Source organism: Bradyrhizobium sp. A11 (assembly GCF_042077125.1).
GTDB lineage: Bacteria > Pseudomonadota > Alphaproteobacteria > Rhizobiales > Xanthobacteraceae > Bradyrhizobium > Bradyrhizobium japonicum_B.
Genome location: NZ_CP149509.1, coordinates 5,077,656 through 5,091,250 on the forward strand (window position 1 = coordinate 5,077,656; position 13,595 = coordinate 5,091,250).

Sequence of the window (13,595 nt, forward strand, 5' to 3'; positions counted from 1 at the left end):
TCCGAAATTCAGGCCGCGCGATCAAGCCATGACCAGCGCGGCGCCCCGTTCGCCGATCATCAGGCTGGTCGCATTCGTGTTGGCCGAGGTGATCTGCGGCATCACGGAGGCGTCGATCACGCGCAGGCGCTCGACGCCGCGCACCCGCAGCTGCGGGTCGAGCACGGCCTGCGCGTCCCGCCCCATGCGGCAGGTCCCGACGCAGTGAAACACCGTGCCGCCCGTGTTGCGCGCAAAATCCCACAGCCCGGCATCATCCCTTGCCGCTTCGCCCGGCACCATCTCGACATCCCAGAGCGGGCGAAAGGCTTTCTGCCGATAAATCTCGCGCAGAATCTTCAGACCCGCAACGATGGTCTTGCGATCGATCTCCTCGGCGAAATAATTCGGCACGATGCGCGGCTGCTCGAACGGGTCAATCGAGCTGATCGCAAGCTGTCCGCGCGACTTGCCATGGCACTGCCAGACCGAGGCGGTGAAGCCGGAATAGCTGTGCAGGGGCTCGCCGGGCTTGTCGACCGAGAGCGGCATCACGTTGAACTGCACATCCGGCCTTCCGCCAACCGCGTATTCCGTGCAGGCCGCGCCGCCCACCTGCCCCGCGCCGACCGTCAACGGGCCGCTGCCTGCCAGCATCCACTGCAGCCCCATCTTCGCCAGCGCGACGGGATTGCGGATCTGATCGTTGAGCGAAATTCGCTCCTTCAAACGGACGATCAGCCGGGCCTGATAATGGTCCTGGAGATTGGCGCCGACCTCAGGAGAATCGGCAATTACGGGAATGCCGAGCTTGCGCAGCAGCTCCGCCGGACCGATGCCCGAAAGCTGGAGGATTTGCGGCGACTGCAATGCGCCGCCGGACAGGATGATCTCACGATCAGCCATCGCACTGTGGACTTGCCCCTTGCTGATCCACTCGACGCCGGTCGCGACGCGACCGTTGAAAACGACCCTGCTGACCTGCGCATGGGTGATGATGGTGAGATTGGGACGGCCGGCGATGGGGCGCAGAAACGCAGAGGCGGAGCTGGTCCGCCAGTGCCGGCCGATGCCCAGCTGATAGGTGCCGACGCCCAGCGTCGTGGCGCCGTTGAAGTCGGGATTGCGCGGCAAACCGAACTCTACACCCGCCTCGACCCAGGCCTTCGATGCCGGATTGTCGTTGCGAAGGTCGGAGACCTCGAACTCGCCGAGGCCGCCGTGAAACTGGCTCTCGCCGCCGCGATAGCGTTCGTAACGCCGAAAATACGGCAGGAGCTCGCGATAGCTCCAGCCGTCCGCACCGAGGCGTTCCCAATCGTCAAAGTCCTCGTGCTGGCCCCGGATGAAGATCAGGCCGTTGATCGACGAGGAGCCGCCGAGCACACGGCCGCGCGGCCAGACAATGGCGCGGCCGCCGCTCCCTTCCGAGGGCTCGGTCCTGAACAGGCGCGAGAATCGCTCGTTGTAGATGGTCCGGTAGTAGCCGACCGGAAGTTTCAGCCAGAAATTCCGGTCCGGTCCGCCGGCCTCCAGCAACAGAACGCGGCAGGATGGATCGGCCGACAACCGGTTCGCAACGACACAGCCGGCCGAGCCCGCGCCGACGATGATGTAGTCGTAGCCGCGAGCTTGCATCAGATTGTCCGGTATTGCGCGATGGAAGCCAGATCGGGCGTGATGCCAAGACCCGCCTCGTCACCGAGCTCGATCATGCCGTCGCGGACATCGAGCACCGGACCGCTGAAGCGATCGCGCAGCGGGTTTTCGTTGCAGTCGACCTCGAGCAGCCCGTCGCCGCCGATGCCGGCGAGGAGATGCGCGGATGCCAGAAGACCGATGCCGGCGCCAAGATAGTGCGGACAGAACATCTTTCCCGACGCCAGGATGTCGCGGGCAATGCTTGTGCAGGCAGACACCCCACCCCATTTGGCGATGTCGGGCTGGACGACCCGGAGAATCGGCTCACGCAGCACTTCGGCAAAGCCGGCGTGGCTCGCAATGTTCTCGCCGGCTGCGAGCGGAAAGCGAATGGCCTCGTGCAGCTGTTGCCATTCTTGCCGCGGACGGTCAGCACGGATCGGCTCCTCGAGCCAGGCAAGACCGAAGCGCTCGAGCGGAGGCGCAAGTTCCAGTGCCTGCGCAATGGTCCAGCCCTGGTTCACGTCGGCAGCAAGCAGGCCTTCGCCGACGAGACGGCGCAGCGCGCCGAGATTGGCGCGGTCAGTTGCCGGATCGAAGCCGATCTTCAGCTTCAACGCGCGGTATCCGCGGCCAAGGGCCGCTTCAGCCGTCCGCTCGGACCCGACCGGATTGATGCCACTGGCGTAGACCTTGATCTTGCGCTTCGCGCCGCCGAGCAGCCTCCACAACGCAACATTCCGGCGCCGCGCGTAGAGGTCCCAGACCGCGAGATCGATGCCGGCGATCGACTGCGCAAACGGGCCGGCCTCTCCGGACTGCAGCGCCAGCACCGAGGTTCCCTGTGTCAGGCGCTCGAACGCGGCAGACGGCTCGGGCGCATTGAATCCGATCAAAGCCGGCGCAAGCACCTCGTTGACGAGCCGGACACGATGCTCGGCACCGGGTGCAGGAAAATTGCACCACACTTCGCCCCAGCCGATGTTTCCGTCGGTGTCTTCAACGCGGACGAAGACAGCAGGCCGATCCGCCATCCGCCCGAAGGACGTGATGACCGGCGTGGTCAGCGGGTAGCGATAGCCAAAGGCCTGGACGCTTCGGATGGTGAAAGGCGGGGAAGTCATGCGGGAAAGCCTGCGACGCCTCCGATCAAAGGCACCACTTGTATGGTCATCCTATTTATAATATGACTTCCGAAAACATCAATCGCAATCTGGGCGGACGCGTCGAATGAATGGAGCTGGCCTGAGACGTGTTGGTCTCGGATTGATACCGTGGATCGGCGCAATCCTGCTCTGGTACGCCGTGCGCTGGAGCGGCTTCGTCAACGTCTCGCTGATCCCCGCGCCGCACCAGGTCGCCGCAAAGTTCTTCGAGCTTCTCACCAGGGAAGGGCTGCTAATCGACATCTTCGCCTCGACGCGGCGCGTCTTTCTTGGCGTGGCGCTCGGCATCCTCGTGGCCGTGCCGGTCGGGTTTCTGCTCGGGTGGTATCGCCCCGCCCGCACCTTTGCCGATCCCATGATCAACTTCTTTCGCGCGCTGCCGCCGATCGCTCTGATTCCGCTGGTGATCGTCTATTTCGGCGTCGACGAGCTCGCAAAGCTCGTCATCCTGTTCTACGCCTCGTTCTTCTCCGGGGTGATCGTGATGTATGAGGGCGTGTCGCAGATCACGCCGCTCTACATCCGCGTGGCGCAGACGCTCGGAGCGAACCAGGCCGAGATCTTTCACAAGGTCATCATTCCCCTCACCGTCCCGCACATCCTCACGGCGCTGCGCGTGGCGTTGGGCGTAGCCTGGGCGACGCTGGTCGCATCCGAGCTGATCGCGGCGCAGCGCGGGCTCGGCGCCATGATTCAGAATGCCTCGACCTATTTCCTGCTCGACGTCATCTATGTCGGCATCATCTGCATCGGCCTGATCGCGCTGATCATGGACTTGATCCTGCGCAAGATCACCGCGCGGCTGCTGGTCTGGCAGGATCGGGCCATCGCATGACCCAGCGCGCACAGTTCGACAAGGTATCGCTGTCTTTCGAGACGGCGAAGGGCCGTCTCCAGGTGGTCGAGGACGTCAGCTACGACATCAACGACGGCGACTTCATTGCGGTGATCGGCCCATCCGGCTGCGGCAAAACCACGATGATGAGCATGCTCGCCGGTTTCCAGAAGCCGACGACCGGCAAGGTCCTGTTCGACGGACGTCCCGTCGCCGGCCCCGGCCCCGAGCGCGGCGTCATCTTCCAGGAATATGGCGTATTCCCCTGGTTGACGGTGAAGCAGAACATCGCCTTCGGCCTGACCCTCAACGCCAATCGCGTTGCGGCCGCCGAGCGCGAGGCGATCTGCGATCACTATCTCGGCCTGATGGGCCTGTCCGACTTCGCCAATTCCTATCCGAAACATCTATCCGGCGGCATGCGGCAACGCCTCGCGATCGCGCGAGCCTATGCGGTGAAGCCGCAATTCCTGCTGATGGACGAGCCGTTCGGCGCGCTCGACGCCCAGACCCGATCCAACATGCAGAACCTGCTGCTCAAGGTGCTGGAGACCGAAGGTAAGACCGTCATGTTGATCACCCATTCCGTCGAGGAGGCGATCTACCTCGCCTCCCGCATCGTGGTGGTGACGGCGCGGCCGGCGCGGATCAAGCAAATCATCGACGTTCCATTCGCCTATCCGCGCGACGAGTCGATCCAGGAGCGGCCGGAATTCGCCGAGCTGCGAAGCCATATCAGGCAGCTCGTGATGGACGAATATCGTGCCCAGCAGGCGCAGATGCGCCCGGTCTCATTCTCGGAATAACAAGCAAGACGGAGGACACATCATGGATCGGCGGCAATTTCTGAGCACGACGGCAGGCCTTGCACTCGGCACCTTCACGGCCGCAGCACCCGCGATCGCGCAGGCAAGAACGAAGGTTCGCGTCGGCTATCTCCACACCGTCGCCGTCGACGGCCAGATCTGGACCGGCATGGATCGCGGCTCCTTCGAGAAGCAGGGCCTCGATCTCGAGCTGCGGCAGTTCAACACCGGGTTGGAGATCTTCCAGGCCTTGATCGGCGGCAGCCTCGACGTGCTGTCGACCGGCGCCGTGCTTTCGAACTTTCCGGCCCGCGGCCAGGGCAAGGTGTTCCTCATCAATGACATCGAGGTCGCGACCGCTCAGCTCTGGGTGCGCGGCGACCAGGGCATCAAATCGTTCGAGGATCTGAAGGGTAAGCGCATCGCGACCGCGACCGGCACGACCGCGCACGTATTCCTGGATACCGCGCTCCGTGCCAACAAGGTCGATCCGAAGGAGGTCGAGCTCGTCAACCAGACCATGCCTGCCGCCGTGACCGCCTTCATTTCCGGCGCGGTGCCGGCCGTCGCGCTTTGGGTCCCCTTCAACGTCACGGTCCGCGACAAGGTGCCCGGCGCGGTCAAGCTCGCCGACGCTTCTGCCTATTACCCGAAAGCCGCGATCATCGGCGGTTGGGCGGCCGCCAACGACTATTACGAGCGCAACAAGGAGACGCTGGCGAAGCTGATCCTTGGCTGGGCGGATGCCAACGACTACATCGTTGCAAACAGCGTCGAGGCCATGGAGAAGCTGCAGAAGGGCCATTACAGCCAGACGCCGCTGGCCGACATCACCGAGTCGTTCAAGGCGCAGAAGATGTTCACGTCCAAGGAATGGAAGCGCATGTACTCGGACGGGACCGTGACCAATTGGCTGCAGCAATCGACGGACTTCTTCATGGCCAATGCCGGCATCAAGGACTTCACGCCTGCCAGCAAGTATTTCGATCCGAGCTTATACTTGAAAACGATTGCGTGAACGATCTGCCGTCCGCGTGGCAGGCAAGAACGTCGGCCGCGCAGAGAGCGCGGCGCAGCTGCCTCAATTCGCTGCCGATGACATGAAAAGAACGGGAAAGATGCCGGCCACGTCGGGCGGCATCGAGGGGCGGCGCCGTCGGACCGCCGTCTAGACGCCCTCTGGCCTCCGCCGATACGAGCAGCTCACAAATCCGCTAGCTGTAGAAAATACCTCCGTCCACATTGAGGGCCTGGCCGGTCACGAACGCGGAATCATCCGACGCAAAGAATGCCACGGGACCAACGACATCCTCCGGCTGTCCAAGCCGGTGCAAGTCCGTGACCTTCTCGAAATAGGCGACGCGCTCGGGATCACGAAGATTGTTCATCCCCATCTCCGTCACGATGATGCCGGGGCAAACGGCATTGACCGTGATGCCGAAGCCGCCGAACTCCATCGACGACACCCGGGTGAAGCCGACCACGGCCGACTTCGATGCAGCGTAGTGGGACTGTCCCGGACCGCCCGTTCGCGCGGCGAGCGAGGCAATATTCACGATCCGCCCGTATTTGCGCTCCTTCATGTGTGGCACCACGGCCTGGGTCATCTGGAACACGCCGCGCGTGTTCACGGCGAACGTTTGGTCCCATGTCTCGGTCGTCAGCTCGTCGATCGTCGCCAGTCGGAGGATGCCGGCGTTGTTGACGAGGACGTCGATGTGTCCCAGCCCCTGCACGGCTTCCGCCACGACCCGCTTGCAATCCCCGAGGTCGCTGACGTCGCCAAGCATCGGGATGCAACGACCACCGAGCGCGCCGATCTCGGCGACCGTCTCAAGCAGGACTTTCTCCTGAGGTGCGATGTCGGTCAGCGCGAGATCATAGCCGCGCCTGGCAAGACCCATGGCGATTGCCCGGCCAATTCCGCGGCTTGCTCCCGTAACGATTGCATGTCGGGCCATGTTATTTTCCCCTATCGGTCGGATTGACGTATTGATGATGTGATCGGCTCAGGCCTGAGCGGGCTTGCGCACGGGAAGCGAGTTCATCGCCTTCACGGTCTCCTCGAATGACACGAGGTTGGCGCCGGAGCCGAGACCCGTCGCGACAATTGCGGATGTCGCCGTCGCAAGCCTGGCGCAGTCCAGCAAATCCCAGCCGCGCGCGAGACCCGCGATGAAGCCGCCGGTGTAGGAATCACCGCATCCCGACGTATCACGAACCTTCACCTCGAAGGCAGGTACGGTGAATTGACGTCCGTCGCGCGTCATCACGAACGAGCCGTCGGCGCCCATCGAGATGGCGCAGGCTCCGGCTCCCTTCTCGATGAAGAAACGCGCGCATGCGGCCGGATCCGCCGTTCCAACCATCGCATGGGTCTCGTCGATGCTTGGCATGAAGAAATCGACATAAGGCATCAGAGGCTCGACCAGCGCCAACGTCTCACCGCGAGCCTGGATCAGGTCGAGCGTCGTCGTGCAGCCGGCCGCTTTCGCATCGCGCAGCAATGCCACGGACGGCGCACCGTCCATCGCCAGCAGGGAGCCTACGCCGCCGAGATGCAGGATCTTGCTGCGGCAAGCGGCCTCTTGCACTTGCGGTGCGATCCGCCAGCGGGCGGAAGCGCCCCTTGCGTGCATGACCGGACGCGAGCCGTCGGGCCGGATCGGCAGGATCGTGGCCGAGGTCGGACTGCCGGCCATCCGCTCCATGAGAGAGATGTCGATGCCTTCACGCTCCAGCGCGTTCAGCATCCAGTCGGCCTTCTCGTCGGAGCCGACGGCACCGACCGCGAGCGCCTTCAGACCGAGTCGCGCGCAAGGGACGACAGTTCCGCCGGCGGTGCCCGCGACCGTGAGCCGAATTTCTTCGATCAGCAAACGGCCGCCGCCGGGCGGAATCTCGGTCACCGGGACTCCCAGAATGTCCAGAATATAAGTGCCGCAGACGCTGACGTCGTGAGAGTGAGCCATGATTTCTCGCAGGACAGTGGTGTGAGGTGATTTAGCTCGGACGCTGGGGTATCTTGGGCGTGCCCTCGCTATCGCGCAGGCCGTATTGTCCCCACCGCTTCAGGATGCTGTCGATCTCCTCGTCCGGCAGCAGCGGAGGAGCGCCAAGCTGAAGACAGCCGTGATACTGCTTGGCGAGCACCTCGACCTCGACGGCGAGCCACAAGGCCTTGCGCAGATTGGGACCGACGGCGATCAGCCCGTGATGCGCGAGCAGGCAGGCGCGGCGATAGCGGAGTGCGTTCAGCGCCGCCTGCGACAGCTCGGCCGTGCCATATTGAGCATAGGGCGCGCAGGGAATGTCGTTTCCGCCGGCGGCGGCGATCATGTAGTGAATCGCGGGGATCGAGCGATTCATGATTGCGATGATGGTGCAGAAGACCGGATGGGCGTGAACCACGGCGCCGACCTCCGGTTTCGACTTCAGGATGTCGAGGTGGAAGCGCCATTCCGTCGACGGAACGTTGCCGGCCGGCGCGCTCCACGAGCCGTCCCACTTCATGGCCACGATGTCCTCGGGCCTCATGCGGTCGTAGGGAAGACCGGACGGCGTGAGCAGCATGCCGTCGTCGGTTCGGACGCTGATGTTTCCGGACGTTCCCTGGTTGATGCCCTGCGCCGCCATCTCGCGGCAGGCATCGATGATGGATTGACGAAGTTCGAGCTCCGCTTCGCGGCCGGTCATACCTTGCTCCCACCCTCTTTCATGCACTTGCTCCGAGCTGGACCTGACGGTCGACCAACAGCCAGGTGGCTCGCGCAGTCGCCAGCACCTCCTGCTCCGCATCGAGCAAGGCGCTCTCGGCAAACAGCTTGCGGCCTTCCCGCCCGGTCGGCCACGCCACCACCACACATCGATCTTCCGGGCGCGGCCGGCGCTTGATCCGTGCGGCCATCCGTCCGAGCAGGGCCGTCTCGTCACCATTCAAGCCGAGATGACGGGCGCCCACGCTGCAATAGCCGGTGGGGCAATCGAGAGCGGCCCAGACGAACTCGGGCGCGACATGGCCGTCCTCGCCGGACAGACTGCCATGAGGCACCCAGGACGCCGCGAACACGACCGGCTTGCCGGGGACGGTGCCCGCCTTGAGCGGACCTGCGAAGATCCGCAGACCGTCGCCGTGGCCACGTGCGGGGCCGCAAACGAAGCATCCCGGAAGGTTATGGGTCTGCTCGTCATAGGGTGTTCTGCCGACCGCCTCTTCAGCTATCTCGTAACTCACCCTGGGAATAGCAGTCACATCGACGCCCGCGGCACGCGCTGTCGCGAGCAGCCTGTCGTCCTCGCGCAACTCGATCCCGCCGTCGGTCCCCGTCCGCACGTCGAGCGGCCGCTCCAGCGGCGGCGGGGCACGCAACGTCACTTCGGCGTCTCCAACAAAGTGCCTTGCGAGACATCCGCATACGTAGCCGCCGTTGCCGGAATTGGGCGGGCCCCGGAAGCGCCTGTCGATAACCAGCGATACCATTGCGTTTCTCGTTCGCGGCGCTCAGCGTCCCATCGCGTAGAACTCGTCGTTCGGACGCATGCTGGTGACGTTGGCGAGGCGGTTCGACATGCCGAAGAAGGCAGCGATGGCCGCAATGTCCCAGACGTCCTCCTCGGTGAATCCGTGTCCCTTGAGATCGGCGATGTCGGAATCGTCCACCTCATAGGCGCGCGCCGAGACCTTCATCGCGAAATCGAGCATCGCCCTTTGCCGCGCGGTGATATCGGCCTTGCGGTAGTTGGCGGCGACCTGATCCGCGATCAGCGGATTCTTCGCACGCACGCGCAGGATGGCGCCGTGTGCGACCACACAATACTGGCATTGATTGGCGCTGCTGGTCGCGACGACGATCATCTCCCGCTCGGCCTTGGTGATCGGACCGGGCTTATCCATCAGAGCATCGTGGTAGGCGAAGAAGGCCCGGAATTCGTCGGGACGATGCGCGAGCGTCAGGAAGACGTTGGGGACGAAGCCGGACTTCTCCTGAACCGCCTCGATCCGCGAGCGGATATCCGAAGGCAGCGTGGCGATGTCGGGGACGGGAAAACGGCTGATGGCGGGCGCAGACATGTTCCTAACTCCTGTTAGACCGCCGCAAGCGCGACGAGCGTTTCCCGATAGGCCTCGAACGCATCGCGCCGATCGGCGGCGTAGGGCTCGACCCGCACGAGGCAGGTATGGGCCGAGCAGCCCTGGCCGAATTGAGACGTGCCGATATCGAGCGTGAGCACGTTCGGATTGCCGGCGACCTCCAGACCGCTATTGCCTGTCGGCGTGAACCAGGCACCGGTCGGAAGCACCAGCACGCCTTGACGGACCTTGTCGGTAACCTCCGCCGTCGCAAGGCACTCGCCACGGTCGTTCCAGATGCGAATGGTCTGGCCGTCTTCGACGCCGAGAGCGGCCGCGTCGTCAGGATGAAGGCGAGCCTGTTCACGGCCGTTGCGCTTCATGGCCCGGCTCGATGCGCCGGTTTCGAGCTGGCTGTGAAGGCGGCCGGCCGGCTGATGCGACACCAGGTGCATCTGGCCGGCGGTGGCATTGCCGAGCCATTCAGCCGGCTCGATCCACGCGGGATGCGGGCGACAGTCGGCATAGTCCAGCCTGGCCAGGGTTTCGCTGCCGAGCACGATCTTTCCGCTTTCGGTCTTGAGCGCGTGCTCCTCCGGCTTGCTCCGGAAGTCGGTCAAGTACGTATGGTCTGTCTTGACCGGGCAGCGGGCATAGCCGGCTTCCCAGAACGCATCGAAATCCGGCATCTCGAAGCCGAAGCGCTGCGCGGCGTCGCTGCGGCAGGCTTCGTAGAGATGGCGGACCCAGCCCATTTCGTCCCGGCCCTCGTTGAACCGATCGGCGACCCCAAGCTTGCCTGCAATCGCCTCGAAGATCGCGAAGTCGGAGCGGGATTCGCCCAGCGGCTCGATCGCCTGCTTCATTGCGAGGATGAAGTCGGAGCGCCTGTTGCCGGCAAGATCGTTGCGCTCGATCGACGTGGTTGCCGGCAGCACGATGTCGGCGCGCTGGGCTGTCGCCGTGAACATCGGGTCCTGCACGATGATCGTTTCAGGCCTCGTCCAGGCTTCCGACAGGCGATTGAGGTCCTGGTGATGATGGTAGGGATTGCCGCCCGCCCAATAGACCAGCCTCGTATCCGGATAGGTGCGGATCTCGCCTTCATAGCTGAACGGCCTGCCGGGATTGAGCAGCATGTCGCTGATCCGCGCCACCGGAATGAAGCTGTCGATTGGCCTCGTCAGCTGTGAAATGGCGGGAGAGCGACCAAGGTTGAGCGGTGCCCCCACGCCCCCCAGGGAGGCGTAGCCGTAGCCGACGCCGCCGCCCGGCAATCCGATCTGGCCGACAACCGATGCAAGTCCGAGCGCCGCCCAGAACGGCTGTTCGCCGTGATGGGCCCGCTGCAGGCTCCAGCTCACCGTCAGCATGCTCCGCGTGTCGACCAGGCGGCTTGCCAGCGTCGCGATCCTGTCCGCATCGAGGCCGCAGATGCTGGCGGCCCACGCGGCGTCCTTTCTACCGCCATCGGCCTGACCTTCGAGATAGCGAAGAAAGCGATCCGCGCCGCTGGTGCAGCGCGCGAGGAAATCGGCATCGTGCCGGCCCGCCTTCACGATCTCGCCGGCGAGGCCGAGCATCAGCGCCGTGTCCGTATTCGGCCGGATCGGCCACCATTCGGCGTTGACCCAATCGGGCAGATCATCCTTCAGCGGCGAGACGTGGATGATCTTGACGCCGCGCTCGACGATCTGCCTGAGATAGGTTTCGAGCCGGTGGCTGCCAATTCCTCCGGCCTCGTTTTGCGCGGTTCGCGGCGACAGAGCACCGAACACCACCAGGGTCTCGGTGTGCTGCGCGATGGTGTCGAGCGTATTGGCGCGGCCGCCGCATGCGTCGTCGCTGCCCAGCGTGTGGCGCAAGATCACAGGACCTGCCGCGATGGAATAGGTGTCGACGTGCCTGGTGAAGCCGCCGACCAGATTGAGCATACGCTTCAGAAGCGAGGACGCATGGTGCAGGCGGCCGGAATTGGTCCAGCCATAGGAGCCCGCGAAAATCGACGCATTGCCGAACGTGCCCGCTACGCGCCGCACCTCGTCGGCAACCAGCGTCGTCGCCTCGTCCCAGCTGACCGGGACGAACTTCTCCTGGCCGCGTCCGCGGCGATCGCTTTTCTCGCGCTTGTCCAGCCAGCCGGAACGGACCATCGGCCGTAGCACGCGCCGCTCGGGATTGGCCCATTCCGCGATGGAATGGATGATCGGGGACGGCGCCGGATCGTGCTCGAACGGCTCGACACCGACGATGCGATCATCATCGACGAGGATCGTGTAGGCACCCCAATGGCTGCAATGCGGAACCCGCTTGATTCTGCTCATGCGTCGACCGCTCCAAGCTCGCGCCGGATCTGCGCGGCGAATTCGGGATAGGTCTCGGCGAGTTCGTCGAAGACACGGCCGCGGAGCAGGTCGAGCGTCGATCGATCGGGCAGCGGGGTCTGCCGCGGCTCGGCATCATGGGCGAAGCGAAAGCCGGTCGCCTGCTTGATCTCGGCGAGATCGTGCCCGGGATGGACGCTCTCCAGGTCGAACCCAGGCCGGGTCTTGTCGAACCGAAACAGACCCTTGCCGGTCAGGAGGGCAACGGGGCCGCCGCTCCGAAACACTCCCTCGGGGCTGACGCCGGGGGCACTGATGAAGTCCACGTGCTCGACGAAGACGCGCGGCGTATGCTCCTCGCGAAAGAGGATGACCCGCGGCACGACAAAATAGAGATAGGCCGACCCGAACGAGCCGGGCCAGCGCACGCTGGAGCGCGGATAATCGCCGGTGCCGACGAGGTTCACGTTGCCGAAGCCGTCGATCTGGCCGCCGCCGAGGAAGAACGCATCGATCCGGCCCTGACCCGCACAATCGAACAGCTCGGCCGAGCCGTTGGTGAAGAAATTATGCTCGACAGAACCGAGGATGGAGATGCGCGGACCGACGGCGCCGCCCACCTCCTTCATGGCACGCAGCAGCATCGCGCCTGCGGCAGGAATCGGAGAGGAGGCGCCCACGGCGACATGTCTGACCCCGTCCAGCAGCCGCGCGATCGTGCAAATCAGCACTTCGCGAGGGAGAACTTCGGCCATCACGCGGGCTCCATCTGCCTCTGCGCCATATAGGCGGAGAAGCCGTCGGCCGTTCGCGCGGCCTTCGCATAGTGCGCGATCTCGGCGGTGTCGGCGGGATACTCGCCCCACAGACCGTAGGGCCACGCGCCCTTCGGCGCGCGCGCGACTGCCGTGACGTAGAGTGCCGGCAGCACGCCGGCCGCGCTCATCTCGTCGGCGAGCAAATTCTCCTCGACGATTCGCTCCACCGTGACGAGAACAATCTGCGAAGCGTAAGCCATGGCGGCCAGCTCGCGCCGACGGCCGATCCAGACATTGCCGAAGCGATCAGCCATCGGCACGTGGAAGATCGTGACGTCGGGCTTGATGGCCGGGATCAGCACGATCGGATCGCCTCCATCCGCCAGCGGATTATCAATCACGCGCCAATCGTCGCGATGGCGGAGCAGATCCGTTCCGATCAGCCCCCGCAGCGGCATGAAGGGACTGCCCTTCTGCGCCGCCATCAGGCCGGCATGGATGGCAGGACACGTCGCGTCCTTCAGTCGAACCGCGCCTTCCTTGACAGCCGCATTGAACCGGGGCGCTCCACCCGCCTCGCCCAGCGAGACGGCGCTGGTCTCCACCGTCCGGACCAGACCCGCGCCGACGAGCTGGTCGACCTGCAATCCGCCGGTTGGCACGCAGACGAGATCGAGATTGCCCGCACCATGCTCGATGATGGGCCGCGTCATCGCCATGGAGACGCCGGCGTAGTCGACCGGGAGCGCTACGCGCATCCCCGGCTCGATGTGCTTCGCCATTGCGCGAGGCTCGCTCAACACCATTATCCTCCCGTCGTGTTCTATATTGTAGAACGCTATTCCACGTTTATGTTGGCGGATCCCGACGACAGTGTCAATCTGACTTGGTCGGCGAAGCCTTTGTTTACAGGGGATCTCACCTCCGCATGGACCGCTGCGGGGCGCCATTGCGCTGCGAGCGGTCACCTCGACTTGACAAGACGGCTCGCTACGCCAACAATAATTGGAATAGT

General features: G+C 64.3%; 13 protein-coding genes. 3 read left to right on the plus strand and 10 right to left on the minus strand.

Features of this window, described 5'->3' with window-relative positions; genetic code table 11:
* Nucleotides 1-21: 21 nt before the first annotated feature.
* Both WI560_RS23965 and WI560_RS23970 read right to left on the minus strand, forming a co-directional pair.
* The gene (locus WI560_RS23965) at nt 22-1,617 is read right to left on the minus strand and encodes a GMC family oxidoreductase (RefSeq protein ID WP_375305141.1); all 1,596 of its coding nucleotides are present in this window, start codon (nt 1,615-1,617) and stop codon (nt 22-24) included.
* Nucleotides 1,617-2,744 (minus strand): mandelate racemase/muconate lactonizing enzyme family protein, encoded by a 1,128-nt coding sequence (locus WI560_RS23970; protein ID WP_375305142.1) that lies wholly within the window; start codon nt 2,742-2,744, stop codon nt 1,617-1,619. Before WI560_RS23970 ends, WI560_RS23965 begins: the two co-directional genes overlap by 1 nt.
* Nucleotides 2,745-2,850: 106 nt before the next feature.
* Here WI560_RS23970 and WI560_RS23975 point away from each other — a divergent pair, with 106 nt between their 5' ends.
* From WI560_RS23975 to WI560_RS23985, 3 genes are read left to right on the plus strand one after another with little or no spacing between them, the layout of a single operon-like run.
* The gene (locus tag WI560_RS23975; protein ID WP_257175856.1) at nt 2,851-3,621 is read left to right on the plus strand and encodes an ABC transporter permease; all 771 of its coding nucleotides are present in this window, start codon (nt 2,851-2,853) and stop codon (nt 3,619-3,621) included.
* Complete coding sequence (locus tag WI560_RS23980; RefSeq protein ID WP_375305143.1) at nt 3,618-4,427, plus strand: ABC transporter ATP-binding protein; 810 nt, start codon at nt 3,618-3,620, stop codon at nt 4,425-4,427. The genes WI560_RS23975 and WI560_RS23980 overlap by 4 nt, the downstream gene beginning before the upstream one ends.
* Nucleotides 4,428-4,449: 22 nt before the next feature.
* Nucleotides 4,450-5,445 (plus strand): ABC transporter substrate-binding protein, encoded by a 996-nt coding sequence (locus WI560_RS23985; protein WP_257175858.1) that lies wholly within the window; start codon nt 4,450-4,452, stop codon nt 5,443-5,445.
* 196 nt (nt 5,446-5,641) lie between these two features.
* Here the strand turns inward: WI560_RS23985 and WI560_RS23990 are convergent, their stop codons facing one another.
* From WI560_RS23990 to WI560_RS24025, 8 genes are all read right to left on the minus strand, one after another.
* Nucleotides 5,642-6,388: an SDR family NAD(P)-dependent oxidoreductase gene (locus WI560_RS23990; protein WP_375305144.1), complete on the minus strand. Its 747-nt coding sequence runs from the start codon at nt 6,386-6,388 to the stop codon at nt 5,642-5,644.
* A gap of 48 nt (nt 6,389-6,436) precedes the next feature.
* The gene (locus WI560_RS23995) at nt 6,437-7,399 is read right to left on the minus strand and encodes a carbohydrate kinase family protein (RefSeq protein ID WP_375305145.1); all 963 of its coding nucleotides are present in this window, start codon (nt 7,397-7,399) and stop codon (nt 6,437-6,439) included.
* Between the two features lie 31 nt (nt 7,400-7,430).
* Entirely contained in the window at nt 7,431-8,123 is a 693-nt protein-coding gene (locus WI560_RS24000; protein WP_375305146.1) for an L-fuculose-phosphate aldolase, read from the minus strand.
* Between the two features lie 19 nt (nt 8,124-8,142).
* Nucleotides 8,143-8,802 (minus strand): hypothetical protein, encoded by a 660-nt coding sequence (locus WI560_RS24005; protein ID WP_375305147.1) that lies wholly within the window; start codon nt 8,800-8,802, stop codon nt 8,143-8,145.
* 126 nt (nt 8,803-8,928) lie between these two features.
* Nucleotides 8,929-9,498 (minus strand): peroxidase-related enzyme, encoded by a 570-nt coding sequence (locus WI560_RS24010; RefSeq protein ID WP_375305148.1) that lies wholly within the window; start codon nt 9,496-9,498, stop codon nt 8,929-8,931.
* 14 nt (nt 9,499-9,512) lie between these two features.
* The gene (locus WI560_RS24015) at nt 9,513-11,822 is read right to left on the minus strand and encodes a molybdopterin-dependent oxidoreductase (protein ID WP_375305149.1); all 2,310 of its coding nucleotides are present in this window, start codon (nt 11,820-11,822) and stop codon (nt 9,513-9,515) included.
* Complete coding sequence (locus tag WI560_RS24020; protein WP_375305150.1) at nt 11,819-12,577, minus strand: CoA-transferase; 759 nt, start codon at nt 12,575-12,577, stop codon at nt 11,819-11,821. Before WI560_RS24020 ends, WI560_RS24015 begins: the two co-directional genes overlap by 4 nt.
* Complete coding sequence (locus tag WI560_RS24025; RefSeq protein ID WP_375305151.1) at nt 12,577-13,338, minus strand: CoA transferase subunit A; 762 nt, start codon at nt 13,336-13,338, stop codon at nt 12,577-12,579. The genes WI560_RS24020 and WI560_RS24025 overlap by 1 nt, the downstream gene beginning before the upstream one ends.
* Nucleotides 13,339-13,595 lie beyond the last annotated feature (257 nt).

What these genes read in the sequence shown, in the direction of transcription:
- WI560_RS23965 (WP_375305141.1), bottom strand. Translation starts at nt 1,617, where the DNA reads ATGCAAGCTCGCGGCTACGACTACATCATCGTCGGCGCGGGCTCGGCC.
- WI560_RS24020 (WP_375305150.1), bottom strand. Translation starts at nt 12,577, where the DNA reads ATGGCCGAAGTTCTCCCTCGCGAAGTGCTGATTTGCACGATCGCGCGG.
- WI560_RS24025 (WP_375305151.1), bottom strand. Translation starts at nt 13,338, where the DNA reads ATGCGCGTAGCGCTCCCGGTCGACTACGCCGGCGTCTCCATGGCGATG.
- WI560_RS23980 (WP_375305143.1), top strand. Translation starts at nt 3,618, where the DNA reads ATGACCCAGCGCGCACAGTTCGACAAGGTATCGCTGTCTTTCGAGACG.
- WI560_RS24010 (WP_375305148.1), bottom strand. Translation starts at nt 9,498, where the DNA reads ATGTCTGCGCCCGCCATCAGCCGTTTTCCCGTCCCCGACATCGCCACG.
- WI560_RS23975 (WP_257175856.1), top strand. Translation starts at nt 2,851, where the DNA reads ATGAATGGAGCTGGCCTGAGACGTGTTGGTCTCGGATTGATACCGTGG.
- WI560_RS23990 (WP_375305144.1), bottom strand. Translation starts at nt 6,388, where the DNA reads ATGGCCCGACATGCAATCGTTACGGGAGCAAGCCGCGGAATTGGCCGG.
- WI560_RS24015 (WP_375305149.1), bottom strand. Translation starts at nt 11,822, where the DNA reads ATGAGCAGAATCAAGCGGGTTCCGCATTGCAGCCATTGGGGTGCCTAC.
- WI560_RS23995 (WP_375305145.1), bottom strand. Translation starts at nt 7,399, where the DNA reads ATGGCTCACTCTCACGACGTCAGCGTCTGCGGCACTTATATTCTGGAC.
- WI560_RS23970 (WP_375305142.1), bottom strand. Translation starts at nt 2,744, where the DNA reads ATGACTTCCCCGCCTTTCACCATCCGAAGCGTCCAGGCCTTTGGCTAT.
- WI560_RS23985 (WP_257175858.1), top strand. Translation starts at nt 4,450, where the DNA reads ATGGATCGGCGGCAATTTCTGAGCACGACGGCAGGCCTTGCACTCGGC.
- WI560_RS24000 (WP_375305146.1), bottom strand. Translation starts at nt 8,123, where the DNA reads ATGACCGGCCGCGAAGCGGAGCTCGAACTTCGTCAATCCATCATCGAT.